Source organism: Rhodococcus sp. CH91 (genome assembly GCF_022554085.1).
Taxonomy (GTDB): domain Bacteria; phylum Actinomycetota; class Actinomycetes; order Mycobacteriales; family Mycobacteriaceae; genus Rhodococcus.
Genome location: NZ_JAKFYR010000004.1, coordinates 134,268 through 160,232, shown reverse-complemented (window position 1 = coordinate 160,232; position 25,965 = coordinate 134,268). Strand labels below are relative to the sequence as shown.

At 68.7% G+C, this 25,965-nt stretch carries 27 protein-coding genes; 14 read left to right on the top strand and 13 right to left on the bottom strand.

The annotated features are described in order from the left end of the window. Positions 1-61: 61 nt before the first annotated feature. Positions 62-1,759 carry a fumarate hydratase gene (locus MOM01_RS09995; RefSeq protein ID WP_241385265.1) on the bottom strand — a complete coding sequence of 566 codons (1,698 nt, stop codon included), beginning with the start codon at positions 1,757-1,759 and terminating at the stop codon, positions 62-64. A gap of 318 nt (positions 1,760-2,077) precedes the next feature. On the opposite strand from MOM01_RS09995, the gene MOM01_RS09990 reads away from it, so the two are divergent. Then, positions 2,078-2,794, top strand: coding sequence for a CPBP family intramembrane glutamic endopeptidase (locus MOM01_RS09990; RefSeq protein WP_241385499.1), 717 nt, complete (start codon positions 2,078-2,080; stop codon positions 2,792-2,794). Further along, positions 2,794-3,318 carry a 2'-5' RNA ligase family protein gene (locus MOM01_RS09985; protein WP_241385264.1) on the top strand — a complete coding sequence of 175 codons (525 nt, stop codon included), beginning with the start codon at positions 2,794-2,796 and terminating at the stop codon, positions 3,316-3,318. Before MOM01_RS09990 ends, MOM01_RS09985 begins: the two co-directional genes overlap by 1 nt. 16 nt (positions 3,319-3,334) lie before the next feature. Here the strand turns inward: MOM01_RS09985 and MOM01_RS09980 are convergent, their stop codons facing one another. Beyond that, positions 3,335-3,550, bottom strand: coding sequence for a maltose regulon activator MalT (locus MOM01_RS09980; protein WP_241385263.1), 216 nt, complete (start codon positions 3,548-3,550; stop codon positions 3,335-3,337). 47 nt (positions 3,551-3,597) lie between these two features. Further along, positions 3,598-4,416, bottom strand: a complete 819-nt coding sequence (locus MOM01_RS09975; protein ID WP_241385262.1) for a helix-turn-helix domain-containing protein — start codon at positions 4,414-4,416, stop codon at positions 3,598-3,600. 86 nt (positions 4,417-4,502) lie between these two features. Between MOM01_RS09975 and MOM01_RS09970 the strand changes: the two genes are divergently transcribed. Beyond that, entirely contained in the window at positions 4,503-4,844 is a 342-nt protein-coding gene (locus MOM01_RS09970; RefSeq protein ID WP_241385261.1) for a DUF1330 domain-containing protein, read from the top strand. 4 nt (positions 4,845-4,848) lie between these two features. Here MOM01_RS09970 and mug read toward each other — a convergent pair whose 3' ends face one another. Together mug and MOM01_RS09960 are read right to left on the bottom strand one after the other, a co-directional pair. After that, positions 4,849-5,415 carry a G/U mismatch-specific DNA glycosylase gene (gene mug, locus MOM01_RS09965; protein ID WP_241385260.1) on the bottom strand — a complete coding sequence of 189 codons (567 nt, stop codon included), beginning with the start codon at positions 5,413-5,415 and terminating at the stop codon, positions 4,849-4,851. Between the two features lie 25 nt (positions 5,416-5,440). Then, the gene (locus tag MOM01_RS09960; RefSeq protein ID WP_241385259.1) at positions 5,441-6,826 is read right to left on the bottom strand and encodes a carotenoid oxygenase family protein; all 1,386 of its coding nucleotides are present in this window, start codon (positions 6,824-6,826) and stop codon (positions 5,441-5,443) included. A gap of 189 nt (positions 6,827-7,015) precedes the next feature. On the opposite strand from MOM01_RS09960, the gene MOM01_RS09955 reads away from it, so the two are divergent. Further along, positions 7,016-7,954, top strand: coding sequence for a winged helix-turn-helix domain-containing protein (locus MOM01_RS09955; RefSeq protein WP_241385258.1), 939 nt, complete (start codon positions 7,016-7,018; stop codon positions 7,952-7,954). 133 nt (positions 7,955-8,087) lie between these two features. After that, positions 8,088-8,816, top strand: coding sequence for a DUF1906 domain-containing protein (locus tag MOM01_RS09950; RefSeq protein ID WP_241385257.1), 729 nt, complete (start codon positions 8,088-8,090; stop codon positions 8,814-8,816). Here the strand turns inward: MOM01_RS09950 and MOM01_RS09945 are convergent. The 3 genes from MOM01_RS09945 to MOM01_RS09935 all read right to left on the bottom strand — a co-directional run bounded on the left by MOM01_RS09945 (position 8,813) and on the right by MOM01_RS09935 (position 11,689). Continuing rightward, entirely contained in the window at positions 8,813-10,267 is a 1,455-nt protein-coding gene (locus MOM01_RS09945; RefSeq protein WP_241385256.1) for an MFS transporter, read from the bottom strand. The genes MOM01_RS09950 and MOM01_RS09945 overlap by 4 nt on opposite strands. A gap of 154 nt (positions 10,268-10,421) precedes the next feature. Then, positions 10,422-10,754, bottom strand: a complete 333-nt coding sequence (locus MOM01_RS09940) for a hypothetical protein (RefSeq protein ID WP_241385255.1) — start codon at positions 10,752-10,754, stop codon at positions 10,422-10,424. A gap of 101 nt (positions 10,755-10,855) precedes the next feature. Then, entirely contained in the window at positions 10,856-11,689 is an 834-nt protein-coding gene (locus tag MOM01_RS09935) for an Rv1157c family protein (protein WP_241385498.1), read from the bottom strand. Positions 11,690-12,067: 378 nt separating this feature from the next. On the opposite strand from MOM01_RS09935, the gene MOM01_RS09930 reads away from it, so the two are divergent. Next, the gene (locus MOM01_RS09930; RefSeq protein ID WP_241385254.1) at positions 12,068-13,315 is read left to right on the top strand and encodes a mannosyltransferase; all 1,248 of its coding nucleotides are present in this window, start codon (positions 12,068-12,070) and stop codon (positions 13,313-13,315) included. Here the strand turns inward: MOM01_RS09930 and MOM01_RS09925 are convergent. After that, positions 13,251-13,547, bottom strand: coding sequence for a 4a-hydroxytetrahydrobiopterin dehydratase (locus tag MOM01_RS09925; protein WP_241385253.1), 297 nt, complete (start codon positions 13,545-13,547; stop codon positions 13,251-13,253). The genes MOM01_RS09930 and MOM01_RS09925 overlap by 65 nt on opposite strands. Positions 13,548-13,572: 25 nt before the next feature. Here MOM01_RS09925 and MOM01_RS09920 point away from each other — a divergent pair, with 25 nt between their 5' ends. Continuing rightward, positions 13,573-13,995 (top strand): (deoxy)nucleoside triphosphate pyrophosphohydrolase, encoded by a 423-nt coding sequence (locus MOM01_RS09920; protein ID WP_241385252.1) that lies wholly within the window; start codon positions 13,573-13,575, stop codon positions 13,993-13,995. 8 nt (positions 13,996-14,003) lie between these two features. Here MOM01_RS09920 and MOM01_RS09915 read toward each other — a convergent pair whose 3' ends face one another. Beyond that, entirely contained in the window at positions 14,004-14,180 is a 177-nt protein-coding gene (locus MOM01_RS09915) for a hypothetical protein (protein WP_241385251.1), read from the bottom strand. A 360-nt stretch (positions 14,181-14,540) separates the two neighbouring features. Here MOM01_RS09915 and typA point away from each other — a divergent pair, with 360 nt between their 5' ends. The 5 genes from typA (at position 14,541) to MOM01_RS09890 (ending at position 20,158) form a co-directional block, all read left to right on the top strand. Further along, positions 14,541-16,427 (top strand): translational GTPase TypA, encoded by a 1,887-nt coding sequence (typA, locus tag MOM01_RS09910; protein ID WP_241385250.1) that lies wholly within the window; start codon positions 14,541-14,543, stop codon positions 16,425-16,427. 79 nt (positions 16,428-16,506) lie between these two features. After that, positions 16,507-18,474 (top strand): ABC transporter family substrate-binding protein, encoded by a 1,968-nt coding sequence (locus MOM01_RS09905; RefSeq protein WP_241385249.1) that lies wholly within the window; start codon positions 16,507-16,509, stop codon positions 18,472-18,474. Next, positions 18,453-19,376, top strand: coding sequence for an N-acetyl-1-D-myo-inositol-2-amino-2-deoxy-alpha-D-glucopyranoside deacetylase (mshB, locus tag MOM01_RS09900; protein WP_308196978.1), 924 nt, complete (start codon positions 18,453-18,455; stop codon positions 19,374-19,376). The genes MOM01_RS09905 and mshB overlap by 22 nt, the downstream gene beginning before the upstream one ends. Positions 19,377-19,433: 57 nt before the next feature. Further along, on the top strand, positions 19,434-19,592 hold the full coding sequence (locus MOM01_RS09895; protein ID WP_241385247.1) for a hypothetical protein: 159 nt from the start codon (positions 19,434-19,436) through the stop codon (positions 19,590-19,592). A 101-nt stretch (positions 19,593-19,693) separates the two neighbouring features. Beyond that, complete coding sequence (locus MOM01_RS09890; RefSeq protein ID WP_241385246.1) at positions 19,694-20,158, top strand: hypothetical protein; 465 nt, start codon at positions 19,694-19,696, stop codon at positions 20,156-20,158. Here the strand turns inward: MOM01_RS09890 and MOM01_RS09885 are convergent. Genes MOM01_RS09885 through MOM01_RS09875 form a run of 3 tightly spaced genes read right to left on the bottom strand, consistent with a single transcriptional unit; the run spans position 20,091 to position 22,926 of the window. Beyond that, positions 20,091-20,888 carry a uracil-DNA glycosylase gene (locus tag MOM01_RS09885; protein ID WP_241385245.1) on the bottom strand — a complete coding sequence of 266 codons (798 nt, stop codon included), beginning with the start codon at positions 20,886-20,888 and terminating at the stop codon, positions 20,091-20,093. The genes MOM01_RS09890 and MOM01_RS09885 overlap by 68 nt on opposite strands. Beyond that, positions 20,885-22,396, bottom strand: coding sequence for a PH domain-containing protein (locus MOM01_RS09880; protein WP_241385244.1), 1,512 nt, complete (start codon positions 22,394-22,396; stop codon positions 20,885-20,887). The genes MOM01_RS09885 and MOM01_RS09880 overlap by 4 nt, the downstream gene beginning before the upstream one ends. Beyond that, positions 22,393-22,926: a PH domain-containing protein gene (locus MOM01_RS09875; protein WP_241385243.1), complete on the bottom strand. Its 534-nt coding sequence runs from the start codon at positions 22,924-22,926 to the stop codon at positions 22,393-22,395. The genes MOM01_RS09880 and MOM01_RS09875 overlap by 4 nt, the downstream gene beginning before the upstream one ends. Before the next feature lie 118 nt (positions 22,927-23,044). Here MOM01_RS09875 and MOM01_RS09870 point away from each other — a divergent pair, with 118 nt between their 5' ends. Both MOM01_RS09870 and MOM01_RS09865 read left to right on the top strand, forming a co-directional pair. Beyond that, positions 23,045-23,242, top strand: coding sequence for a hypothetical protein (locus tag MOM01_RS09870; protein WP_241385242.1), 198 nt, complete (start codon positions 23,045-23,047; stop codon positions 23,240-23,242). A 45-nt stretch (positions 23,243-23,287) separates the two neighbouring features. Further along, complete coding sequence (locus tag MOM01_RS09865; protein WP_241385241.1) at positions 23,288-25,897, top strand: bifunctional FO biosynthesis protein CofGH; 2,610 nt, start codon at positions 23,288-23,290, stop codon at positions 25,895-25,897. The last annotated feature ends 68 nt before the right edge of the window (positions 25,898-25,965 follow it).

Genomic DNA, 25,965 nt, shown 5'->3' with positions numbered 1-25,965 from the left:
GAACGGCCCGGCAGGAATCCTGCCGGGCCGTTCGGAGTGTCGGGTCTTCAGCAGACCGGATCTACAGGCCCGGGCGCTTGCCGACCGTGAGCGTGACCTCGCCGGTGTGGGCGAAGAAGTCGTTGCCCTTGTCGTCGACGACGATGAAGGCGGGGAAGTCCTCGACCTCGATCTTCCACACCGCTTCCATACCGAGTTCCTCGTACTCGACGACCTCGACGTTCTTGATGCAGTCGAGCGCCAGGCGCGCAGCCGGGCCGCCGATCGAACCCAGGTAGAAGCCGCCGTACTTGTGGCATGCGTCGGTGACCTGCTTGGAACGGTTGCCCTTCGCGAGCATCACCATCGAGCCACCGGCCGCCTGGAACTGGTCGACGTAGGAGTCCATGCGGCCGGCCGTCGTCGGGCCGAACGAACCCGAGGCGAGGCCTTCGGGGGTCTTCGCCGGTCCGGCGTAGTAGACGGGGTGATCCTTCAGATACTGGGGCATCTCCTCGCCGGCGTCGAGGCGCTCCTTGATCTTCGCGTGCGCGATGTCGCGGGCGACGACCAGCGGGCCGGTGAGCGACAGGCGGGTCTTGACGGGATGCTTGGACAGCTCCGCGAGGATCTCCGGCATCGGGCGGGTGAGGTCGATCTTGACCGCCGCGCCCTTGCCGGTGCCGGAGATGCCGTCGGTCTCGGCGTCGAGCTGGGAGTCGGTGACCTCGGGCAGGAAACGACCGGGCTCGAACTCGAGCTGCTCGAGGAAGACGCCCTCGGGGGTGATCTTGGCCTTGGCCTGGCGGTCGGCCGAGCACGAGACGGCGATCGCGACCGGCAGCGAGGCGCCGTGACGGGGCAGCCGGATCACGCGGACGTCGTGGCAGAAGTACTTGCCGCCGAACTGCGCGCCGATGCCGATCTTCTGGGTCAGCTCGAAGACCTTCTTCTCGAGCTCGTGATCGCGGAAGCCGCGACCGGTCATCGCACCCTCGGTGGGCAGCTCGTCGAGGTAGTGCGCCGATGCGTACTTGGCCGTCTTGAGGGCGAACTCCGCCGAGGTGCCGCCGACGACGATGGCGAGGTGGTAGGGCGGGCATGCCGCGGTGCCGAGCGAGCGGATCTTGGCCTCGAGGAACTGCATCATCGAGTCCGGGTTCAGGATGGCCTTGGTCTCCTGGTACAGGAACGACTTGTTGGCCGATCCGCCACCCTTCGCCATGAAGAGGAACTTGTAGGAGTTCTCGTGGCCCTTCGCGGTGTCGGCGTAGAGCTCGATCTGTGCGGGCAGATTGTTGCCGGTGTTCTTCTCCTCCCACATGGTGAGCGGAGCGTTCTGCGAGTAGCGCAGATTCAGGCGGGTGTACGCGTCGTAGACGCCACGCGCGATCGACTCCTCGTCGTCACCGGGGGTGAGGACCTGCTGGCCGCGCTTGCCCATGACGATGGCTGTGCCGGTGTCCTGGCACATGGGCAGGACGCCCGCAGCCGAGATGTTCGCGTTCTTCAGGAGATCGAGCGCGACGAACTTGTCGTTGTTCGACGCCTCGGGGTCGTCGAGGATGCTCGCGAGCTGCTTCAGGTGATCCGTGCGCAGGTAATGGGAGATGTCGTGCAGCGCGGTCTCGGTGAGCAGGCGCAGGGCCTCGGGTTCCACCTTCAGGAAGGTGCGGCCGTCGGGTCCTTCGACGGTGGACACCCCCTCGGTGGTCAGCAGCCGATACTCGGTGGGGTCTTCCCCGATCGGCAGCAGGTCCTCGTAGAGGAAGTCGGCCATTGTGTCTCCTGGAAGAGGGCTGATGATCGTCGTACACGTTAGCGGCGAGGACGCAAGGGCTTGACAACGGGGCGTGTGACGGACTCGTCCTGTGCCCGGTCTGTGACCTGTGTCTCGCAGATTTCCTGGGTGATGTGTTCATCGCGGCCGGCGGCGGGAATCCCTCCGGAGAGGATCGAGGTCGACGTGAGCGTCGTCATGGCTCGGGTGGACCCCGATCCGTACACTTGACCGGATGCTCGAGAATTGCCGGAGGGAACGCCCGTGACCGTGGACATCGAACGGTTGCCCTCGCCGGAAGCCGCACGTCTGCCCTCGATGGGATGGCTGTCCCGCTTCCACGCCTGGATCGACCTCGCCGTGGTCGTCACAGTGCTCGTCGCCACCAATCTCATCGCCCACTTCACCACCACGTGGGCGTCCATCGCGACCGTGCCGATCGCGGCCTGCGTGCTCGTCGTGATGATGCGCAGGCGAGGGATGCGCTGGTCGGAACTGGGCCTGTCGCCGCGGCACTGGAAGCGGGGCACGCTGTACTCGGTGGCCGCGGTCGGGCTGGTCCTGCTGGTGGTCGCGATCGGAATCGCGCTGCCCTTCACCAGGCAGTTCTTCCTTTCGGAACGTTATGCCACGCTCTCCGGCGCCCTCGTCGCATCCATGATCATCATCCCGTTGCAGACGGTGATCCCGGAGGAACTGGCCTTCCGGGGAGTGCTCCACGGAACCCTCGAGAGGGTGTGGGGAGCGCGCGGCGTCTTCGCGGCGGGATCCTTGCTGTTCGGCCTCTGGCACATCGCCTCGTCGTTCGGGCTGACCGCGGGCAATGCCGGGTTGAGTGCCTTTCTCGGCGCCGGCCTGCTCGCGCAGATCGCCGGCATCGTCGGCGCGGTGATCGCTACGGCTGCGGCCGGTTTCGTCTTCACGTGGTTGCGCCGTCGCAGCGGCAGCATTCTCGCGCCGATCGCCCTGCACTGGTCGATCAACGGCGCCGGGGCACTCGCGGCCGCACTCGTCTGGCAGGTGACCCTCACCTGATGGCGCTGGCCGTCTGCCTCCTGTTCGACCCCGGCAGCGATCGCGTGATCCGGCGATTGTGGGGCAGGCTCGAGGACACCGGCATCGCCACTCTGCTCACCCATACACATCGCAGGCACGTCCCGCACCTGTCGTATGCAGTGCTGCGGACCTGCCGGACGCCGGCGATCGTCTCCGCTCTCGAATCGATGCCGGACGCCGGCCCCGTGCCGGTCTACATCGACTCGCTCGGACTGTTCCGCCGCGGGCGCGCATCGCTCGTCCCCGCCCCGTCGGTGGATCTCGTGCAGCGCCAGGCGGGCGTCGCGCGCGCCCTCGAGGCGGCGGGGTCGGAACTGCACCGCTACTACCGCCCCGGGCGCTGGACTCCGCACTGTTCGCTCAGTCCGCGAACCAAGCGGGAGGAACTCGATCGTCTCGGCGCCGTCGTGTACGACGTGCTGCCGATCGAAGCGACTCTCACCCGAGCCGTGCTGATCGAGACCACGACCGGCGAACGCACGCCCTTGCGCACGATGCCGTGACAGGGGAGGGACGGATTCAATCCTCCGGGTTCGGGACCCACGGGCCGTAGGGCGGGGGACCCTCGCTCCGGATCTGCAGGCCGAAATGCGGAGAGTGCTTCCACACGTAGCCGTGCAGGATGTGTTCTTCCGAGGTTCCGCTGTTCGTCAGGACGACGTCTCCGGTGGGGCGATGTTCGAGGGCGAAGCCCGAGTCCCGCTCGTCGAGAACCCACCATTTCGAAGTGCTCATGTCGGTGTCCTCCGCATGATCCGCTCGGCAGAAGCGCACCTTTCACGTTAGCGCGGAACCTTCACGTACGAGGACGGATCGAGGTGCGAACCGCGGACGAGCGCCTCCGAGGTGGCGGCGTCGGCGGGATAGAAGGCTTCGATCGCCAGTTCCGAGACCGTGACATCCAGGGGCGTGCCGAACAGTGTGGTCGTACTGAGGAAGGACAACTCGCCGCGCTCGGTTCGCAGCCGGAACGGCACCACGAGGGCGTGCGGGACATCCGCAGGAACCGGATCGTCGCAGGGATAACCGGTGAGCTCGTCGAAGAGCCGCTTCAGTTCCGGGTCGCCGGTCGCACCGATCTGATGCTGCAACCGGGCCAGAAGATGGGCACGCCACTGCCCCGAATCGGCGATCCGCGGTGCGAGCCCGCCGGGATGCAATGTCAGCCGCAGCACGTTCACGGGAGGTTCGAGCAATTCCGGCGCACACCCTTCCACGAGGCCGAGTACAGCGTCGTTCGCATCGATCATCGTCCAGTGCCGGTCGACGACCAGCGCCGGAAAAGGATTGTGCAGAGTGAGAATCCGGGTGATCGCATCGGAGACGGCAGCCATCGGAAGATCGCCGAGACCGTGTTCGGGATAAGCCGGTGCCAGACCTGCCGCCATCAGAATCGCATTGCGCTCCCGCAGCGGGATCTCCAGCTGTTCGCTCAACGTGAGCACCGTTCTGCGGGACGGTCGGGACCGGCCCGTCTCGACGAAGCTCAGATGCCGCGCCGAGATCCCCGCGGCCCCGGCCAGGGCGAGCTGGCTCCATCCGCGCCGTTCGCGCCAGGTCCGCAGCAAGGCACCTGCGCGGGGTACAGCTGTCGTGGTCATGCCCCGACCGTAGAGCGAAGACGGAACGGCCACCATTACTTCCCGGGTAATCGACTCCCGGCGGGGGAGAGAGCACCGTCGTGTCCGTGAACGCATACGCAGTGGCCCACCTTCGCACCGTCGACCTGGGCGACGACATCGTCCGGTACATCGAAACGATCGACGATACGCTCGTGCCGTACGGCGGGAGATTCCTCGTCCACGGCGTCGAGCCCGAGGTGATGGAAGGGCCGTTCCCCGGCAACCTCGTCGTCGTCGAATTCCCCGACATGGAACGAGCACGAGCCTGGTACCACAGTGCCGAATACCAGGCGATCCTTCCGCTCCGCACCGAGAACTCGGACGGATCGGCGATCCTCGTACAGGGCACCCCACCCGGCTACCGCGCGACGGACTTCCTGGCCAAGGTGTTCGGCACCCGCTCGTGACCGCTCAGGGCAGGATGCCGGCCGCGCGCGCCGGTTCGGCATAGGCCCGCGCCAACGACCCGACGGTCTCGTGGGCGTTCAGTCCGCTCGGATTGGGCACCACCCACACCGGCACGTCCTCGATGCTCTCCTCCTGCCGCCCGGCCTTCGCCTTGCGCCGGCCGAAGGCCGCGCGGTAGGCGGTGATTCCCGCGACCGCGAGCGCGTGCGGACGGTATTCGGCCACCACCTTCGCCAGATGTCGTCCACCCTCGCGGAGTTCCTCGTCGGTGAGTTCGTCGGCGCGGGCCGTCGCTCGCGGTGCCAGATTCGTGATGCCGACCCCCCGTTCGAGCAGGTGATCGCGGTCGGCCTCACTCATGCCGGACGAGGCGTCGATGAGCCGGTCGACGATGCCCGCCTCGAACAGGGCGGGATAGAAGCGGTTCCCGGGACGGGCGAAATGGGCTCCCGTCGCTGCGGTCCACAGACCCGGATTGATCCCGACGAACAGCAGGCGGCAGCCCGGTGCGACGAGATCGGGGATCACCGCGCCGCGGAAGGACTCGAGTTCGGCTCGTGTGAAACCCATCCTCCCAAACTAGCCGGAACGGCACTCACGTCGACGTGAGCCACGCTCCGTGCAGGCCGGCCGGTACCCGGATGGGCAGACGTACCCGCGCGAGCGGGCCCGATGCCGGATCGGCCTCGGGAAAGACGAGGAACCAGCTCGTCAGGTCGGCACGGTCGGTCGCGATCGCGCCCCAGTAACCCGCCGAGTCGCCGGTCAGATGGACCGGCTCCCCGGGAGCGAGGGTCTCGTGTGCCCAGACCGATTCCGTCCCGGACGCCACATCGAACCAGAACAGCGAATCCGCAGCTCCCGTGGGAAGTTTCTGTGATCCGCTGCGTCCGATGGTCGCGACGACACGGTGAGCGAGGGTCGTCGTCCTGTCGTCGATGCGGGGGAACTCGATGTCGCGTTCGTACAGGGTCGTCCGGGTCACGCCGTTCCGCCCGATCACGGCACGACGCAGCGCGGACCGATTCGGGCCGCTCTTCTCGGTCAACGCCCCCGGATAACGCCATTCCACGTAGTCGAGGGCGACGTCCCCGCCGGGCAGGTCGAACGCGTTCGCGGTGTGCCACATCCAGAAGGCGTCGGTCGAGAACCAGCGCACCGCGCTGCCGTCACGCGGGATGAGCGCGACCCGCACCCCGAGATCCGGCTTCCAGTCGAGAGGAGACCCACCGGAGAAGATCTGCGAGAGGTCGAACACGAGCGGAGCGAGGATCAGGACGATGTACGTCGGGGTCAGCGCCATGTCGTGGATCATCAACGGCCGGTCGGCCCCGTCGACAGGCGTCGCCGCGCGCGTCACCCTTCCGTCCGGTGCGATCACCGACCAGGTCAGATACGGCGCGTCGAGCACATAGCAGAACGCGATCATCTCCCCGCTGTGCGGATCGATCTTCGGATGTGCGGTCAACCCTGCCGGGAGGGTTCCGCCGAAGGTCTCGCGGCCGAGCGTCTCCAACTCGGATCCCAGCGCGTAGGGCGGTGCCGCTTCGGCCATCGCCAGCAACCGGCCGCCGTGCCGGACGATGTTGATGTCGGGCAGCTCGCGCATGGTGTTCGCCAGATCCGGCCCGACCTCCTTCTCCGGAGGGAAATACGGATCGGTGATGCCCGCCCACAGGGCGCGACCGGCCTTCTCCTCGGCGACCACCTGCGGCGTCCGCACGAAACGATTCGTGTAGCGGGCGCCGCCCTCGGTGATCTCGACACGATGCACCATGCCGTCCCCGTCGATCGGGTAGACGTAATGGCCGATCGGGTCGAAGCGGGGATTGGGTCCGTTGCGGAGGTAACTGCCGTGCAGGTCGGCGGGCAGTTCCCCGTGGACTTCGAGATCGTGGACGTCGACCTCTTCGCGCTGAGGTGCGAACAGGCCGGTGAGATGCGGGTTGTGTGCCGGGTCGACGGGCGCCGGAGGATGCATGGCGACTCGTTTCGGTGATGCGGAAAAGCTCCGTGGGGGAATCGTAGATCTCCGGCGCGCACTCGGTCCGCGATTTCCGCGCGGACGACACGATCCGGCGCTCACCGGCAGCTTCGGCACATCGGATAGGGTTGTTGCCTACGTGTAGGACCGACACCGCGGCGTACGGCCGCGACGTTAGGGGAAGGTGTGCAGCGCCGGAACGCGATCGGAAATTCCGTCCGGAACACCGGAGGTGGCGAGGCCACGTTGCCCCCGTACACGGATCTCCTCTGGCCGACCGTGCAGGCGGTGATCGAGCTCGGCGGATCCGGGGTCATCGAGGAGATCGATTCCGCCGTCATCACCAGGACGGGACTGTCCGAGGCGGCGCAGGCCGTGCTCCACGGTGACGGTCCCGGCACGGAGATCGAATATCGCCTGGCCTGGGCCCGCACCTATCTCAAGGGCATGGGACTGCTGTCGAACACCCGCCGGGGTGTGTGGAGCGTGACCGATCGTGGCCGCGCCGTACGCGAGTCGGAGATCAAACCCATGCAGGTCGCGTACACGGCGGAGAAGCGCCGCAAGCGGCTGGTGCGCAACGTCTCGCAGGGCGCGCAGGTCGTGCCGCTCGCAGCAGCACCCGAGGATCCCGAGCTGTGGCGCGAGCCGGTCCTCGGTGCCGTCGCCGACCTGCCGGAGGACGGTTTCGAACGCCTCGTCACAGCGGTACTGCGCGCGGCCGGATTCACGACGCTGACGATCCCCGCACCAGGCGGATCCCACACTCCCGAGGGCGCCGGCCACGTCGAGGGCACGGGTGTCCTGCGCGTGTCGCTGCTGAGCTTCTCGGTCTTCTTCCGTTTCGTACGAGCACCCGAGCGGGCCGGTGCCGACGTGGTCCGCGAGTTCCGCGCGGCGATGGTCGGACGGGGGGAGAAGGGTCTGCTCGTCGCCACGGGATCGTTCACCGACGACGCTCGGGCCGAAGCACACCGGCACGGTGCCCCGCCGATCGATCTCGTCGACGGCGACGGATTGTGCGACCTGCTCAAGGAACACGGACTCGGGGTCCGCTCGACCGTGCGGACCGTCGAGGACGTCGCTCTGGTTCCCGCCTTCTTCGCCGAACTCTCCGGCCGCTGAGCACCTGGCGGACCTGCCGACAGGCCCACCCGAGTTTCCCGTGTGGCCGGTGGGACGCCTGTGTGTGTGGTGCAATACGGCAGATGCACTTACGGCGACACTGCACTTACGGCGACACGGAGGACAGGTTCCGATGACCCACTCACGGCGGGACATGTTGCGGTACGCGGCGCTCGGATCGGGTGTCGCGCTGGTTTCTGCGCTCGGGGCACCCGGCGTGGCGCAGGGCCGCGAGGTGCTCGGCACCATCGTCGACTACTCGGCTGCCGTGCCCTCACCTGCCTCGATCCGTGCCGCCGGCCACATCGGTGCCATCCGGTACGTCTCCGATCCGCGACCCGACGCCGCATGGATGCGCGCCAAGCCGCTCACCGGCCCGGAGGCCGATGCGCTGATCGACAGCGGTCTCGAGGTCGTCTCGTGCTACCAGTTCGGCAGGGCCGAGACCGCCGACTGGCTCGGCGGGTACGAGGCGGGTCTGAACCATGCCCGGCGGGGTCTCGAACTGCACCGGGCCGCGGGCGGGCCGGAGAACCGGCCCATCTACGCCTCGATCGACGACAATCCGACATTCGAGCAGTTCACGACCCGCATCGTGCCGTATCTGCTCGGCTGGCAAGAAGTGATCGGTCCCGCGAATCTGGGTGTGTACGCGAACTCGCCGACCCTCGACTGGGCGTCGGCGATCTCACTGGGCGCCTTCTACTGGCAGCACAACTGGGGGACTCCCAAGGGACATGTGCATCCGCGCGCCGACCTGCACCAGGTGAGCGGTGGAGAGATCGACGGAATCGGCATCGACGTCAACCATGTGCTCACCGCCGATTACGGCCAGTGGTCCCTGGTTGCGGGTGCGGCTTAACGGTCCGCGGCGTCAGCGGACGTGTCCGGGTCCGCGCGCCGGAGGGTCCGGCCCGGCGAGGGGATGAGTGCGGTGAACACCAGCGCCACGACCGCGGCGCCGACGGCGACCAGGAAGCTGGCCCGGAATCCTTCGAGGGCGGGCACGACGGAGTCGCCGACGCGCTGCGTCATCGCGGCGAGCATGACCCCGACCACCGCGGCGGCACTCGTGGTGCCGATCGACCGCATCAGGGCGTTCAGGCTGTTGGCCGCGGCCGACTGGTGCAGCGGCACGGCGCCCATGATGAGGGCGGGCATCGCGGCGTAGGCCAATCCGACTCCGGCGCCGATGAACATGGAGGCGCCGATGATGTGCCAGAGCTCCTGATGGAGCAGATAGGCCATGAGGTAGCCGAGTCCGACGAGGGTGGCACCGCAGGCCAGCGTGACCCGTGCACCGAAGCGCGTCGTGATACGCGCCGAGACGGGGGACAGTGCCATCATCACCAGGCCCGACGGCGCGAGGGCGATACCGGCGGCGACCATCGTCTGCCCGAACCCGTAGCCCGTCTCCGGCGGTGCCATGAGCAGTTGCGGGAAGGCCAGCACGTTCGAGTACATCGCGAACCCCAGAGCCACCGACGCGAGGTTGGTCGTGAGCACAGGACGGCGTGCGGACACGCGCAGATCCACGAGAGGCCGGGGCACACGGAGTTCGTACAGGCCCCAGCCGAGGAAGATCAGGACCGTGCCGGCGAACATGCCGAGTGTGCTCGGGGACGTCCAGCCCCACTCGTTGCCCTTGGTGATCGGAAGCAGCAGCAGTACGAGGGCGACGGAGAGCAGTGCCGCACCGGCGAAGTCGAAGCGGCCCGGATTGCCTCTCGGCGACTCGGGGACGATCAGCAGCACGGCCGCGATCCCGACACAGCCGAGCAGGAGGGAAGCGCCGAACAGCATGTGCCAGTCGGTCGCCTGCGCAACGAAGGCCGCGACCGGCAGTCCGATCGCACCGCCGACTCCCATGGTCGCGCTGATCGTGGCCATGGCGCTCGGCAGTCGGCGAGGTGGTAGTTCGTCGCGCAGAATCGCGATGCCCAGGGGGATGGCGCCCATCGCTGCGCCCTGAAGCGCGCGGCCGAGTACGAGTGGGATCAGGGTCGACGAGAGAGCGCAGACCGCCGAGCCGATCACCATCATGGCGAGCGAGACGAGCAGCATCCTGCGTTTGCCGAACATGTCGCCGAGACGACCGCTGATGGGGGTGACGACTGCGCCGGTGAGCAGGGTCGCGGTGACCGCCCAGGACGTGTTCTGCGGTGTCGCTCCGACCAGTACCGGGAGCTGGGGGAGGATCGGCACGATCAGGGTCTGCATGAGGGCGACACTGATGCCGACGGTCGCGAGCACCGGTACCAGGCCGCGCGGGGCGGAGGCCTCGCGAGTGGAGATGGGGGTCTCGACGGCCATGCGGCTCCTCGGTCCGGGGCCGGATGACGCGGCCGACGAAAATTTGTGCGCAATACGAACGACGTTGCTCTCGTGTCTAACACGGCAAGGCCGTTGACGCCTAACGCATTCCGCTCGGTCGGACGCCTCCTCCTACTTCAGCGCGCTCTCCACTTCAGCACTGGCAGCGTCGCTCGGGTTCGGATTCGTCGACGGCGATCGAGAACGGCGGACGTTCGTCCGGGGCGGAATGGACACCGCGCCACGACAGCAGCGACCACCGTGACAACCCCGACAGGGCGGAACCGAGGCTGGCGAAGGAGAGAGAGGACAGTGCGGAACCGGCCGACCCCACCGAACCGATCGACAGGATCGACCCGCAACTGCCGATCGACAGAACGGAATACGAGGAACCGATCGACAGGATCGAGCGTTCGGACGCGATCGAGAGGATCGAGCGATGGGACAGCACGGACTTCGACGAGGTGCGAGACGCGGGGAAGGCCATGATCCGGTCTATCACGAGCGACGGTGAGGAGGGAAGTGACCGGACGGCGAAGGCCGCCGGGATGCCTTCCCGGCGGCCTTCTACGACATGTTCTCGGTGGATCAGGGAACGGCGACGAGACCCACGGTGGGGAGGAAAGTGCACGAGCGTGCCTCGGCGCCTTCCTCCTGCGTCGTGACTCCGCCGGAGATCACGGCGACGACCTGGCCCGAACCCGTGTCGGCGATCGCGCTCAACGTGGTCGGGCCGTCGGGGTTGATCTTCGCGTCGTTGGTGAGCGGCTGCGATCCGGTGCGGCCGTTGGACACGTTGATCCAGCTCAGGGTGAGCGGCCGCTCCTGATCGGCTGCTGCGGGAGCGGTGCCGAGCGCGGTGAACACGAAGCCGGTCTGGCCTGCGGCCGGCCCGGGCGGGGGAAGCTTGGACGGGCCCGCGACCGCAAGAGCGGTACCCACCGAATCCTGGCCGTCGCCGATGCAGTCCTGACCGATCGTCGGGTACAGGAACTGCGAGATCGCCACGGCGCCGGGCTCCGGGATGGCCGGTCCGCCGCCACCGCTGCCGTCGAGGAAGGTGATGACCCGCTGGAGCGTGCCCTTCACCGACTCGGGAAGCTCGGAGTTCGCCAGCAGCTCCTTCGCCTGGGCGAGGAGATCGTTCTTGCCGTCGGCGACATCGGCAGGCCCGGCCGCAGCACCGATGATCGCGGGGGCGAGGGAAGCCAGTGCCTCGACCTGCTCGGTGTCGGCGCGGACGCCGGCGAGCAGATCCGTCAACGACTCGACGGACAGATCCGCGGGAATCTCGAACTGAGGCAGCTCGACAAGTCCTGCCAGCTCGGGCAACGCGGGTGGTGCCGGTTGCGCGACGGCGTGCGTAGGCACGGCCAGTCCCGCGGTGGCGGCGAGTGCGCACAGCGTGAGCGCCCGTCGCATTCCTCGAGTACGAAGCACTGTTCCCCATCCTTGTCGTTGAAGCACCCGCCCGTTCTGGACGAACGGGCGGGCGCTGACGGCTCGAGGTGACACTCTATGGAGCCCCCGTGCGCAGGACAAGCCTGCCGTTCCGGAACGGCGTGCCTGTCGTTCGCTCGGGAGTGTAGCCAGCGGATGTCCCGTTCTTCGGATCCTGTCGAAGATAACGCGCCCGAGGTGAGAAGATTGTGACTCTAGATGAAATCGTTACAGCAGTGAACTCCGGTTCGGCCGGTTCCGCCTCGGAGCGGTAATCTCTTTCGCCGGGTCCGGTTCTTCCGGACGGACGACGACGGGAGAGGCCGCACCGCAGTGCCACGAGGGTTTCCTTCGCACCGGATGTGGTGGTGCGCGGCGTTGCTGGTGCTGTCCGTCCTCGCGCGACTCGCGTGGGGCCTTCTCACCCCCAACGGCATGAATCTCGTCGATCTGCACGTCTACGTGGACGGCTCGGCCTCGCTGTTGCAGGGAAAGCTGTACGACTTCACGTACTCGGAGGACACCCCGGACTTCCCCCTGCCCTTCACGTATCCACCCTTCGCCGCGCTCGTCTTCCTTCCGCTGCACCTGTTGCCGTTCGATCTCCTGGGCGTGGTGTGGCAGCTGCTCACCGTCGCGGCGCTCTTCGCCGTGGTGCGGATCGGCCTCGAATTCGTCGTCGGTCCGCGGGCCCGGAGTCGCTCGTGGACCGGTGTCGCCATGGTGTGGACGGCGGTGGGGATCTGGACGGAACCGGTACGCACCACCCTCGACTACGGGCAGATCAACGTCTTCCTCGTCCTCGGCGTCATGCTCGCGGTACGCAGCACCCGATGGTGGTGGTCGGGCGGAATCGTCGGGGTGCTCGCCGGAATCAAGCTCACGCCGGCGATCAGCGGGCTGTACTTCCTCGCGCAGCGGCGATGGCGGGAGGCGGTCTTCTCCGCGATCGCGTTCGCCGCGACCGTCCTGGTGAGCCTGCTGGCACTCGGACCGCAGGCGGCCACCTACTTCACGTCGCTCTTCGGGGACGCCGACCGGATCGGCCCCGTCGTCTCGGTGTGGAACCAGTCGTTGCGCGGAGCGTTGAGCCGGATCATGGGTGAAGATGTCGGCCTCGGCCCGGTGTGGCTGCTCGCCGGCGCGGTGTGCGCCGTCCTCGCGTTCGCGGCGTGGCGGTCGCTCGTGCCCCTCCCGGACGGCACCGACGACCGGCTCGGCACGCTCCTGATCGTCCAGTTGTTCGGCCTGCTGATGTCACCGATCTCGTGGGTCCACCACTGGGTATGGGTGATTCCGTTGCTGCTGTGGCTGGTCTACGGACCCCTGGCACGGAATCTCGGCGCGCGGCTGGTCGCCGGGTGCTGGGCCGCGGTCACCCTCGTCGGGGTCCCGTGGTTGCTCAGTACGGCTCAGGACTCCATCTGGGAGGTGGAACGGCCGGCCCCGCTCGCCTGGCTGGGCGCGGTCAACGTCGTGGGCGTACTGGTCGTCTACGTTCTCGTGATCGTCGTCGGACGCCGGGAGCGCCTCGCGGGCCCGGTTACAGACCGGCGCGTCGAGCCTCCTCGTCGATCCGGCGCGCAAGCACCAGATCCGACTCCGTGATCCCGCCGGCGGAATGCGTGCTCGCGGCAAAGATCACCTTGCGCCATCTGATGTCGATGTCGGGATGGTGATCCGCCTCTTCGGCGACGACGGCGACCCTGTCCACGAGAGCGATCGCGTCGGGAAAGGTCGGCGCTTCGATCGTGCGGACCAGGGATTGCCCGGTGCGCCGCCAATGTGGCAGCTCGGCCAGTGCCGCGTCGATCTCACCGTCGGTCAGCAGTGGGGGCATGCTCCATTCTGAGACGATGCAGGCCATGTCTGCAAGCACACCGGCCCCGAACACACCGGCGCCCCCGGGCCACGTCGTGGCGGGCGCTGTCATCCGGGAGGGGCGCGTGCTGCTCGCTCAGCGCACCCGGCCGGCCGATCTCGCGGGTCTGTGGGAGCTGCCCGGCGGCAAGGTCGAAACGGGGGAGAGCGCGGAAGCCGCGCTGGTGCGGGAACTGAGGGAAGAACTCGGCGTCGAGGTCAGAGGGGCGGAGCGGATCGGTCCGGCCGTGCCGCTGGCCGGCGGCCTGGAATTGTGTGCGTACCGTGTCGAACTCGTCTCGGGCGTACCCGAGCCGCTCGACCACGCAGCGTTGCGGTGGGTGACCGCCGACGAACTCGACGAGATGGATCTGGTGCCGGCGGATCGCGCGTGGATTCCCGATCTCCGGCGACAGTTGCGGCGCTGAGGGAGACGTCAGGCGGCGCGGGCCTTGTCGAGATATTTGCGCAGTTCCTTCTTGCTCAGGCCGTCGTTCTCGACCTTCTTCATGCGCATGACGACCACGGGGCATTTGAGGCACCGCGTCTTCTTGCGGCAGCACTTCTTCTTCGGTTTCAGGCCTGCGACCTCGCGCGCCTTGACCTTCCCCATACGTCCCGCCTGCCTTCCCCGGACCTGTGCCGAGCACGATCGCCCGCGCGATGGAGGTTAGCATTCCCTTACTTGCCGGCCAAGGGGTCGTCCCGCGCTCGTTTCGGCGGCCGGGAGGGTTCGTGGAGTGTCGAACGTCACCCCGGATGTCGCCGACCTGCGATGATCGGACGAGGGACACGCGGCACCCGACGGTCGACCTGTAAAGTACTTGTGGCCGCAGTACCTGCGCGGGCCGGAATCGGTCATGGCAGGTAGCTCGCAATCTCGCGTCGCGGCCATCGAGACGAACGCCGTACGGGCGAGGTGCCGACCGGGTCCAGTGCCGTGTGGCCGGACTACAGCCAGGAGAGCTATCGCGTGAGCACCGCTGATTTTCGGAACGTCGCCATCGTGGCGCACGTCGACCACGGAAAGACCACTCTCGTCGACGCCATGTTGCGCCAGTCGGGCGCGTTCGCCGAACGTGCGGAACTCGTCGACCGTGTCATGGACTCGGGAGACCTCGAACGCGAGAAGGGCATCACCATTCTCGCGAAGAACACCGCTGTACATCGTCACAACGCCGACGGCACCGTCACGGTCATCAACGTCATCGACACCCCCGGCCACGCCGACTTCGGTGGTGAGGTCGAGCGCGGCCTGTCGATGGTCGACGGTGTCGTCCTGCTCATCGACTCCTCCGAGGGGCCGCTGCCGCAGACCCGTTTCGTGCTGCGCAAGGCCCTCGCCGCGTCGCTGCCGGTGATCCTCGTGGTCAACAAGACCGACCGTCCCGACGCCCGGATCGCCGAGGTCGTCGAGGAGAGCCAGACCCTGCTGCTCGACCTCGCGTCCGACCTCGACGACGAGGCCGCCGAGGCCGCCGAGCTCGCACTCGAACTGCCGGTCCTCTACGCCTCCGGGCGCGAGGGCAAGGCATCGCGGAAGCAGCCCGAGAACGGGCAGGTTCCCGACGCCGAGAACCTCGACGAGCTCTTCGAGGTCCTCATGGAGTGCATCCCCGCACCCAAGGGTGACGCCTCGGCGCCGCTGCAGGCCCACGTCACCAACCTCGACGCATCCGAGTTCCTCGGCCGCCTCGCCCTGCTGCGCATCCATCAGGGTGAGCTGCGCAAGGGTCAGACCGTCGCGTGGATGCACGCCGACGGCGTCAAGAACGTCAAGATCACCGAGCTGCTCAAGACCGTCGGTGTCGAGCGGCAGCCCGGCGACGTCGCGGTGGCCGGTGACATCGTCGCCGTCGCCGGTATCCCGGAGATCATGATCGGCGACACCCTTGCCGATCCGGAGAACCCGGTCGCGCTCCCGCGCATCACCGTCGACGAGCCGGCGATCTCGGTGACCATCGGCACCAACACCTCGCCGCTCGTGGGCCGCGTGCAGGGCCACAAGCTCACCGCTCGCATGGTCAAGTCCCGCCTCGACTCCGAGCTCATCGGCAACGTGTCGCTGCGCGTGCTCGACATCGGCCGTCCCGACGCGTGGGAGGTCCAGGGCCGAGGCGAGCTCGCGCTCGCGATCCTCGTCGAGCAGATGCGCCGCGAAGGTTTCGAGCTCACCGTGGGCAAGCCGCAGGTGGTCACCAAGCAGGTCGACGGCAAGGTGCACGAGCCCTACGAGGAGCTCACGATCGACTCGCCCGAGGAGTACCTCGGGGCGATCACGCAGCTGCTCGCCGCCCGCAAGGGCAAGATGGTCCAGATGACCAACCACGGCACCGGCTGGGTCCGTATGGAGTTCATCGTGCCGTCGCGTGGCCTGATCGGTTTCCGCACCGACTTCCTCACCGAGACCCGCGGCACCGGCATCGCCAACGCCGTCTTCCACGGGTACGCCCCGTGGGCCGGTGAGATCCGCGCCCGCCACACCGGTTCGCTGGTGTCCGACCGGTCGGGCACGGTCACGCCGTTCGCGATGATCCAGCTCGCCGACCGCGGCACCTTCTTCGTCGAGCCGGGCAGCGACACCTACGAGGGACACGTCGTCGGGATCAACCCCCGCGCCGAGGACCTCGACATCAACGTCACCCGCGAGAAGAAGCTCACCAACATGCGCTCCTCCACCGCCGACGTGATGGAGACGCTCGCCAAGCCCATCGAGCTCACCCTCGAGGCGGCCATGGAGTTCTGTGCGGCCGACGAATGCGTCGAGGTCACGCCCGAGATCGTGCGTGTGCGGAAGCTGCACCTGTCGCAGACCGACCGTGCGCGGGCGCGGTCGCGGGAGAAGGCCCGCAACAAGTAGTCCAGGTGTGGGGTGGCCCCGGCGAGCGCGTGCTGGCCGGGGCCACCCACGTACCACCTGCCTTACGGAAGGAGCCCGAGTGTCGCGTACGCGCGCTCGCCGCCGACTGATCGGGGCGACGGCCGGCCTGGCCGTGGCTGCGCTGGTCCTGACCGCCTGCACCGCCGACCCGCCTCCGCCGATCGAACAGGCCGAGCCGACCACGACTCCCGCACCGACACCGCAGCGCAGCACGGTGGTCGTCGCGATCGACGACGTCGGCTCGGGGTTCAATCCGCATCTGCTCGCGGACCAGTCGCCGGTCGCCAACGCGGTCGCCGAACTCGTGCTCCCGAGCGCCTTCCGGGCCGTCCCCGACCCCGGGAACCCCGCTGTCACCCTGTGGGTTCCCGACGATGCGCTGTTGCTCTCCGCCGAAGTCACCGACGAGAGCCCGTTCACGATCACCTATCGGTTGCGCGACGAGGCGCAGTGGTCCGACGGAGCGCCGATCGCGGCGGAGGACTTCCGGTACCTCTGGCGGCAGATGGTCACCCAGCCCGGTGTGGTCGATCCCGCCGGCTATCGGCTCATCGACGATGTCCGCTCGTCCGGCGGCGGCAAGACCGTCACGGTCACCCTGCGCGAGCCCTACCCCGCGTGGCGGGAATTGTTCACCGACCTCCTGCCCGCACACCTGATCAAGGACACTCCGGGTGGTTTCTCGACCGGGCTGTCCGAGACCATCCCCGTCTCCGGTGGGCGGTTCCACGTCGACAGCGTCGACCGCGGGCGCGCGGAGGTGCTGCTCGAACGCAACGACAGATTCTGGGGCACCCCGGCCGGGCCCGACGAGCTGCTGATGCGCCGCGGAGGCACGAATGCGCAGGTGGCCGAATCCATGCGCAGCGACGACGCCCAGGTGGTGCAGAGTGCAGGTGGGGTCGCGCTCGAAGCGCAGCTCGCCGCCGTTCCGGGGCTGCGTACCGGTGTCCAGCTCCAGCCGCGCACACTCGAGCTGACCCTCAATTCGCGCACGCCCGAACTCGCGGATCCCCGCATCCGGAGAGCAGCGCTCGCCCTGCTCGATCCCGACCTGCTGGCGCTGGTCGCCACCGGAAGCCGCACCGGGCTCGTGCCCGCCCGGGCCCAGGTGCTCGCACCGTCCGATCCGGGATACACGGACACGATGCCGCCGCGTCTGCCCCGCGAGGAAGCGCTCGGACTTCTCGCCGAGGCCGGATACACGGCGGTGCCCGGTCCCGTGCCTCCCACGCCCCCGGAGGCCGGCACCCCTGCCCCCGGCTCGGAGATCGAGAGCCCGACGACGACCGACGCTCCCGATACGCCCGCCACCGACGGCCCGGTGCTGCCCGAGGGCACACTCGCCCGCGACGGGGAGCCGCTGGCTCTGGTGCTTGCCGTGCCGGAAGGAGACGACATCGCCCGGGCCGTCGCGCGCACCGCCGTCGACCTGTGGCGTGGAGCCGGAATCGACGCCTCGGTCGACGAACTGCCTCCCGACGAGCTGTACGGCGAAGCGCTGGTGGAGGGCACCGTGCATGCGATCGTGGGCTGGATGCGTGCCGGCGGCGATCCGGCCACCGCAGCGTTGTCCCGATTCGGATGTGTGCCGGTGGCGGTCGAACCCGCGGTCGGCGGAGAGGACGTGCCGGCGACTTCCGCCCCGCAATCGCCCGAATCCGCCTCCCCGGACACGGCAGTCGACCGACCCACCGATCCTGCGACGACCACCCTCGACGAAGACGAGGTGGAGGAACGGGAGGACGCCGCCGCGGCACAACTCGAAGCTCCGAGCAACCTGTCGGGCGCGTGCGATCCGGGTCTCGAACCGGAACTGCTGGCCGCTCTCGGTGGGAGCGCCGATGCGAAGGAGGTGCTCGCCGGTGCGCAGCCGCGGCTCTGGGACCTCGCCGTGAATCTGCCGATCATGCAGGACAGAGCCGTCGTCGCCGCGGGGCCGGGAGTCGAGAACGTCTCGCTGACAGCCCCTGTGACCACCGGTATCCTGGGCGACGCCCATCTGTGGGGAAGGACCACACCGTGACCGACACTCCCGGGGCCGTCCCCAACGTTGCGGATCGCCGACTGCTGCTCGTCCACGCGCATCCGGACGACGAGAGTCTCACCACCGGCGGAACCATCGCGCGATATGTCTCCGAAGGCGCCGAGGTCACGGTCGTGACCTGCACCCTCGGTGAGGAAGGCGAGGTCATCGGCGACGAGTGGGCGCAGCTCGCCGCGGATCGCGCCGACCAGCTCGGGGGCTATCGCATCCTCGAACTCACACGCGCGCTGCGGGCGCTCGGTATCGACGGACCGAGGTTCCTCGGTGGTGCCGGGCACTGGCGTGATTCGGGAATGGCCGGCACTCCGTCCGCGGAGAATCCCCGGGCCTGGGTCAACGCCGACCGCGATGAGGCCGTCGAGGCGCTCGTCGCCGTGATCCGCGAGACGCGTCCTCACGTGGTCGTCACCTACGATCCCTACGGCGGCTACGGCCACCCCGATCACATCGCGGTGCACGATCGGGTGACCGCAGCGGTGGAAGCGGCCGGAACCGAGGAGTACCCGGCGGCCGGCGCCGCCTGGACACCCGCGAAGGTGTACTGGACCGTCACCGAACGATCCGCACTCGAGCGGGGGATCGCCGAGATGGACGGACTGCCCGAGGGATGGCGTCGCCCGGAGGCGGGCGAGTTGCCGAGCGTGCCGGACGGCGAGGTGACCACTACCGTCGACGTCCGCTCGGTCATCGACGCGAAGCGCACCGCGATGGCGGCGCACGCGACCCAGGTGCTCGTTGCTCCGGGTGGCGAACAGTTCGCTCTGTCCAACTTCGTTGCACAGCCCGTCTTCGACCACGAACACTTCGTGCTCGTGCGGGGCAGACTCGGCCTGACGGATTCGGCGGGACGAGAGGACGACCTCTTCTCCGGTATCGGATAATGTGATCTGCATCATCCGGGCGCGTGCGAGTGGCGTGCGTCACGCAGGGGGTTGCCGATGTACAACTGGTCCGTCCAGAACCAGATCGTGGCGTTCGTGGATTCGTTGAGACCGTATGCCGACCAGATCCGGGTCGACTACTGGCACGCGCTGTACGCCTTCGCCGATCAGCAGAGCGCGCTGCTCACCATGCTGGGATACCCGCCGGTGCCCTGAGAGGGCGCCCGGACCGCCGCAGCCGCTCGGAGGCCCCGGGGGGGAGGATCCCGCGGACCCCCGGTTGCGCCGTCCCGAGCCCGGTAGCGCACCATCGAATCATGACGGTCGATCCAGCAACCGCCGAACCCGCCGCGTCGCAGGCCGAGGCGCCACCGCGCCGCGGTCTCGTCGCGCTGCTCGTGCTCGACGGTGGACTGTGTGCCCTGCTGTCGGTCTTCTTCCTGGGTGTGTACATCGCCGGGGTGCCCTTCCCCGTCACGATCATCCTGGCCGGCGCCGCCAACCTGCTCCTGGTGATGGCCGTGCGTGCCGAGACCGGGTCGATGCGGACGGCGACCCTGCCGCTGCTGGCCTGGGTCGTCGTGTTCCTCGTCTGTCTCGTCGGCGGCCCGGGCGGCGACCAGCTCGTACTCGGCGACTGGCGCACCCTCCTGCTGCCGATCGCGGCTCTCGCGCCGGCCGGTGGTTACCTGTTCTCGGCCCGCATCAAGGAGATCACTCAGGCGGGCGCCGGGGCGGGGCAGGCTCCGCCGGCAGGCCCGCTGCCCGGGCCGCGTCCGTGAGTACCGCGGTCACCATCTGGCGTGTCAGCCGCCCGGTGAAGGTGTTCTGCTGGCTGACGTGATAGCAGCCGAAGAGATGCAGCGGATGTTTCCGCGTCGGGCCGGGTTCGAGCACGGTGTGCGCGCCGTGCCCGAATTTCGGGCGCGGCACGGGAATCGTCCACCCCGCGGCCGACAGGACGGGTAGTAGCGCCTGCCAGCCGAATCCGCCGAGCACGACGACCGAACGCAGGGTGGGGGCGAGCAGGTCCAGCTCCTGTTCGAGCCACCGGCGGCAGGTATCGCGTTCGGCGACGGTGGGGCGATTGGCCGGTGGTGCGCAGTGCACCGGTGAGGTGATGCGCGTGCCGTACAGCTCGAGCCCGTCCCCGATGTGCGTTGCGGTCGGCTGCGACGCCAGACCCGCCTCGTAGAGGGCGGCATACAGCACGTCCCCCGACCGGTCGCCCGTGAACATGCGCCCCGTGCGGTTCCCGCCGTGCGCCGCGGGCGCCAGCCCGACGATCAGCAGTGCCGCATCGGGTGGACCGAAACCCGGGACGGGCCGGCCCCAGTACTCCTCGTCCCGGAAGGCAGCGCGCTTCTCCCGCGCGACCTGTTCCCTCCACGCCACCAGGCGGGGGCACGCACGACAATCGACGAGCGCCTCGTCGAGTTCGGCCGTACTCGCGGGAGGAGTGCCCGGGAGCGGGCCCCGCCCGGTGCGTCCCGTCCGCTGCGGATCCGTCATTCCTGCAACCACCTGCCTGCCATGTCCGGGGTGACCTCCGCGACGAGTGCCCACGCGTCGTCCGCGGGGAGGTCGGTCACCTCGTAGTGTCCCGATCCGGCCGGTGTGGCCGCGACGACGGTCGCGAGTCCGGCCCGGCGCTGGAAGAAACTCTGCTTCACCGTCCATCCGATCACACCGTCGGCATCGAGGCAGATGCGCTGCCGGTCGATCGATCCGCTGCGGGTGACGAGATGGCCCGCCACGACCGCGTGCCCGAGGCCTCGATATCGGTCCTCGGCCAGCGTGCAGGCTCCCACGACGGCCACCGCGCTCACCGCGGCGAGTGCCGGCACCGGCATCTGCCGGTCCGTGACGACGAGTGCGACGAGGGCTGCGACGACGACGGTCCCCGCCGGTACGAGGGTCCGCACGTAACGCCGGCGACGGTCCCGGGGGCCGTGCGGCCGCAGCGGTACGTCCAGTGGTCGCGGGTCGGTGAGCACCTCCGCCGCGACCCGCCGTACCTCCTCGGCGGGTGCCGAAGGCATGACGAGGGACGAACCGCCCTGTTGTGCCGTCACGCCCGTCATGACCGCATCGAGACGCGCGGCGCCGACGAGCCGCAGCGCGAGCGGCTCGCGCACGGCGACGCCGCGCAATCTCGCCCGGTCGAGGGTGGTGTGGCGTGTCGTGAGCAGCCCGTGCGCGATGCGCAGGACCCGGTGGTCGTCGGTCACTCGCAGGTCGCCGTAGACCAGCAGGTACCGCACGCACGCGGCGGCGCTCGCAAGGAGGAGAAGGGCCAGCACGAGGGCCGCCAGTGCCACGAGCAGGCCGAGATCCTCCGCGGTCTCGACCGCCCGGCGGACGAGGTGCGTGTCGGCGATCTGCCGGCCGATGCCGAACTGGAATGCGGCACCGACGACGGCCGCGACGGCGAGCAGACCGGTCGTGGAGAACGGCGCATAGCGCACCCAGCTCACATCGAATCGCGCCACTTCTCGCGCGCTCGGGACGGGAGAGGCCGGCTCCCTCTCGGAGGATGTGGGGTGCTGCCCGGTCGCGAGGAGCGCTGCCCTCAGGTCGGGGACCGCGGTCATCGGCAGGCCGTTGAGCTCGAAGCGATTGCGGTCGCCTCCCGAGCTCTGACCCGTGCCGATCTTCACGACGGCGAGCCCGAGCAGGCGGTGCAGAACTCGCTGTTCGACGTCCACCGAGCGGATGCGGCTGCGGGGGATCGACAGTTCGCGACGGTGCAGCAGGCCGCGGCGCAGTTCCACGTGGACGGGCCCGACCCGGTAGGTGGTGGTGAACCAGCGCAGCATGCCGACGAGGACGAGTGCGGCGGCCGTGGCAAATCCCCAGACCGGGTTTCCGCTGGTGGTACCGATGATCAAGGATCCCGCGAGGACCGGCAGCAGTCGCAGGATCTCCTCGATCGGGTGGATCAGCAGCATGCGGCGGTCGAGGCGCGACCACGGCAGCTGTTCGTCCGCCGGGGCGTCGGAGGTGGTCGTCTCGCTCATGTCGCGTCCGTCTCGGTACCGGCCGCGAGAGCGGTCAGGCGAGCGACCGTCTCGTCGGCCACGGTGCTGTCGAGCGCGGCGATCTCCACCGCTCCCGCCGCGGAGGCGGTGGTGACGGTGACGGTGGCGAGACCGAGCCGGCGATCCAGGGGCCCACGTTCGGTGTCGACGGTCTGGATCCGGGAGATCGGCGCGACCCGGCGTTCCTGCGTCCACCAGCCCGAACGGGTGTAGACCGCGGTGTCGTCCATTTCCCAGCGATGCACGCGGAACCGCCAGATCGGTACCACCACGACGTGCAGCCCACCGAGAACGAGGGTGGCTGCTGCCGCAGCGATGTGCCACAGGGGTGCGCCGGGCGCGACGAGCACCCACACCCCCTGCGCGACGATCGGCGGGATCCACGCCAGGGCCGCGCTCGCGGCCCACAGCAGCCGTGCCTTCGGGCTCGGGCGCCAGGCAGGCTCCCGCACCGTCACGACCGGCCTCGTCGCAGGCCCGCCACCGACCGTCACTTCGTCGCCTTCCACCGCACCTCCTGCTCGACACGGACCCACGTCCGGTTCCACGCTAGGCTGGTCCCGTAAGCTCGGCCGGACTCGTCGCTTCCGAGGGTTCGGATCGGACCGTCCACAGGAGGAGATCGCCATGACGGAGTCGAATGCACTCGACATCGAGATCCAGTCCGACAACGATTCCGAGGCCGACCGGCTCGAACAGGCCATCCCCGTCTACGACGATCCTGCCGATGCCCTGCCGGCGGACGTGCCGCTCGAGGCCGACCCCGCCGACGCCTACGAGCAGCACCGCGAAATCCCCGTCGACGACGACTACCCGCACGAATAGACCCCGAGGTGGCATGGGGGTGGGGTTAGGCGCATGATCGGGCGCATGACCGATCCCGCAGACGACACCCCGCAGTCCGCGATGCTCCCGACCCCCGCCGTCCGTCCCGGGACCGCCTCGCGCTCCGCGGCACCGGTCCCGGCGACACCTTCGGGCATGCGTCGTGCGCTGCGTCGTGCTCGCGACGGAGTTTCTCTGAACGTCGACGAGGCAGCGGTCCTGTTGCAGGCGCGGGGGGCCGATCTCGAGGATCTCTGCGCGTCGGCAGCGCGGGTACGTGATGCCGGACTGGCCGCCGAGGGGCGCCCCGGCACGGTCACCTACTCGCGGAAGGTCTTCGTTCCGATCACCCGGCTGTGCCGGGACCGCTGCCACTACTGCACCTTCGTGACCGTGCCGGGCAAGCTCCGTGCCGAGGGGCGCGGCATGTATCTCGAACCGGACGAGATCCTCGACATCGCCCGGCAGGGAGCGGAACTCGGTTGCAAGGAGGCCTTGTTCACGCTCGGCGACCGGCCCGAGGATCGCTGGCCGGAAGCCCGGCAGTGGCTCACCGAGCGCGGATACGACTCGACGCTCGACTATGTGCGCGCGATGGCGATCCGTGTCCTCGAAGAGACCGGCCTGCTGCCGCATCTCAATCCCGGGGTGATGAGCTGGGCCGAGATCTCCCGGTTGAAGCCGGTGGCGCCGTCGATGGGCATGATGCTGGAGACGACCTCCGAGCGACTGTTCACCGAGAAGGGGCAGTGCCATCACGGCAGCCCCGACAAGGAGCCGTCGGTGCGCCTGCGGGTGCTCACCGACGCAGGCCGTCTCGCGGTGCCGTTCACCACGGGGATCCTCGTCGGGATCGGCGAGAACGTCACCGAGCGTGCCGAATCGATTCATGCGATCCGCAAGTCGCACAAGGCATTCGGTCACATCCAGGAAGTGATCGTCCAGAACTTCCGGGCGAAGGACGACACCGCGATGCGCGACGTCGACGACGCGGATCTCGACGAGTTCCTCGCGACGATCGCCGTCGCCCGGCTGATCCTCGGACCCGACATGCGCATCCAGGCCCCGCCGAACCTCGTCTCGCTCGACGAGTGCCGTGCTCTGCTCGGCGCCGGCGTCGACGATTGGGGCGGCGTCTCGCCGCTGACACCCGATCACGTCAACCCCGAACGCCCCTGGCCGAATCTCGACACGCTCGCGCGCCTGAGCGCGGAGGCCGGTTTCGAACTCACCGAACGTATCGCGGCGCAGCCGAAATACGTGCTGGCCGGGCAGCCGTGGATCGATCCGCGCATCACCGCCCACGTGCACGCTCTCGCGGACCCGCAGACCGGTCTCGCGCGGGAGGTGATCCCGTCCGGGCTGCCCTGGCAGGAACCCGACATCGACTGGGAGTCCTCGGGCCGCATCGACCTGAACTCCGAGATCGACGTGACCGGGCGGAACACCGCCCACCGGTCCGATCTGGGAAGTGCCTTCGGCGACTGGGAGACCGTGCGCGAACAGGTGCTCGCGCTCGGTACCTCCGCGCCGGTGCGACTCGACAGCGACGTGCTCTCGGCGCTGCGATCCGCCGAACGCGATCCCGGGGGGTGCTCCGATGCCGAGTACATCGCGCTCGCGAACGCCGACGGTGCCGGACTCGAAGCCCTCGTGGCGCTCGCCGACCAGTTGCGCCGCGACACCGTCGGCGACGACGTCACCTACGTCGTCAATCGGAACATCAACTTCACCAACATCTGTTACACCGGCTGCCGGTTCTGCGCATTCGCGCAGCGCAAGGGCGACGCCGACGCGTTCACGCTGTCGACGAGCGAAGTCGCCGACCGGGCGTGGGAGGCCCATGTGGCCGGCGCGACCGAGGTGTGCATGCAGGGCGGTATCGATCCGGAACTGCCGGTGACGGGTTATGCCGACCTCGTGCGTGCGGTCAAGGCCCGGGTGCCGTCCATGCACGTCCACGCCTTCTCCCCGATGGAGATCGTCAACGGCGTGGCACGCAGCGGGACGTCCATCCGCGACTGGCTCGTCGAACTCCGTGCGGCAGGACTGGACACGATTCCCGGCACCGCGGCCGAGATCCTCGACGACGAGGTGCGCTGGGTACTGACCAAGGGCAAACTTCCCACCGCGGAGTGGGTCGAGGTGATCACCACGGCGCACGAAGTGGGTGTGCGGTCGAGTTCGACGATGATGTACGGGCACGTCGATCAGCCGCACCACTGGGTCGGTCATCTGAACGTGCTCCGGGGGATCCAGGATCGTACGGGCGGTTTCACCGAGTTCGTGCTGCTGCCGTTCGTCCACCAGTCGTCGCCGCTGTATCTCGCCGGTGCGTCGCGTCCGGGGCCGACCATGCGCGACAACCGTGCCGCGCACGCGCTCGCCCGGGTCATGCTGCACGGCCGGATCGACAACATCCAGACCAGCTGGGTCAAGCTGGGTGTCGCGGGTACGCGGGCCATGCTCGAGGGCGGGGCCAACGACCTCGGTGGCACCCTGATGGAGGAGACCATCTCGCGGATGGCCGGTTCGCAGCACGGATCGGAGAAGACCGTCGCCGAACTCGTCGCGATCGCCGAGGGCATCGGCCGGCCCGCCCGTCAGCGGACCACGGCGTACACACCCATGGAGATCCCGTTGACCTCGCGCTGACCTCGGGCCACGAACCCGAGCGTGGTAGGGGACCCTTACTCCGAAGCGTTGCGGAGGGTCGGGGGATA

Coding starts and splice junctions, on each gene's coding strand:
- MOM01_RS09945 (WP_241385256.1), bottom strand. CDS start 10,267: ATGGCCGTCGAGACCCCCATCTCCACTCGCGAGGCCTCCGCCCCGCGC.
- MOM01_RS09895 (WP_241385247.1), top strand. CDS start 19,434: ATGTACAACTGGTCCGTCCAGAACCAGATCGTGGCGTTCGTGGATTCG.
- MOM01_RS09930 (WP_241385254.1), top strand. CDS start 12,068: ATGTGGTGGTGCGCGGCGTTGCTGGTGCTGTCCGTCCTCGCGCGACTC.
- MOM01_RS09870 (WP_241385242.1), top strand. CDS start 23,045: ATGACGGAGTCGAATGCACTCGACATCGAGATCCAGTCCGACAACGAT.
- MOM01_RS09985 (WP_241385264.1), top strand. CDS start 2,794: ATGGCGCTGGCCGTCTGCCTCCTGTTCGACCCCGGCAGCGATCGCGTG.
- MOM01_RS09960 (WP_241385259.1), bottom strand. CDS start 6,826: ATGCATCCTCCGGCGCCCGTCGACCCGGCACACAACCCGCATCTCACC.
- MOM01_RS09890 (WP_241385246.1), top strand. CDS start 19,694: ATGACGGTCGATCCAGCAACCGCCGAACCCGCCGCGTCGCAGGCCGAG.
- MOM01_RS09975 (WP_241385262.1), bottom strand. CDS start 4,416: ATGACCACGACAGCTGTACCCCGCGCAGGTGCCTTGCTGCGGACCTGG.
- MOM01_RS09920 (WP_241385252.1), top strand. CDS start 13,573: ATGTCTGCAAGCACACCGGCCCCGAACACACCGGCGCCCCCGGGCCAC.
- MOM01_RS09950 (WP_241385257.1), top strand. CDS start 8,088: ATGACCCACTCACGGCGGGACATGTTGCGGTACGCGGCGCTCGGATCG.
- MOM01_RS09940 (WP_241385255.1), bottom strand. CDS start 10,754: ATGGCCTTCCCCGCGTCTCGCACCTCGTCGAAGTCCGTGCTGTCCCAT.
- mug (WP_241385260.1), bottom strand. CDS start 5,415: ATGGGTTTCACACGAGCCGAACTCGAGTCCTTCCGCGGCGCGGTGATC.
- MOM01_RS09865 (WP_241385241.1), top strand. CDS start 23,288: ATGACCGATCCCGCAGACGACACCCCGCAGTCCGCGATGCTCCCGACC.
- MOM01_RS09980 (WP_241385263.1), bottom strand. CDS start 3,550: ATGAGCACTTCGAAATGGTGGGTTCTCGACGAGCGGGACTCGGGCTTC.
- MOM01_RS09915 (WP_241385251.1), bottom strand. CDS start 14,180: ATGGGGAAGGTCAAGGCGCGCGAGGTCGCAGGCCTGAAACCGAAGAAG.
- MOM01_RS09995 (WP_241385265.1), bottom strand. CDS start 1,759: ATGGCCGACTTCCTCTACGAGGACCTGCTGCCGATCGGGGAAGACCCC.
- MOM01_RS09925 (WP_241385253.1), bottom strand. CDS start 13,547: ATGCCCCCACTGCTGACCGACGGTGAGATCGACGCGGCACTGGCCGAG.
- MOM01_RS09880 (WP_241385244.1), bottom strand. CDS start 22,396: ATGAGCGAGACGACCACCTCCGACGCCCCGGCGGACGAACAGCTGCCG.
- MOM01_RS09990 (WP_241385499.1), top strand. CDS start 2,078: ATGGGATGGCTGTCCCGCTTCCACGCCTGGATCGACCTCGCCGTGGTC.
- MOM01_RS09935 (WP_241385498.1), bottom strand. CDS start 11,689: ATGCGACGGGCGCTCACGCTGTGCGCACTCGCCGCCACCGCGGGACTG.
- MOM01_RS09885 (WP_241385245.1), bottom strand. CDS start 20,888: ATGACGGATCCGCAGCGGACGGGACGCACCGGGCGGGGCCCGCTCCCG.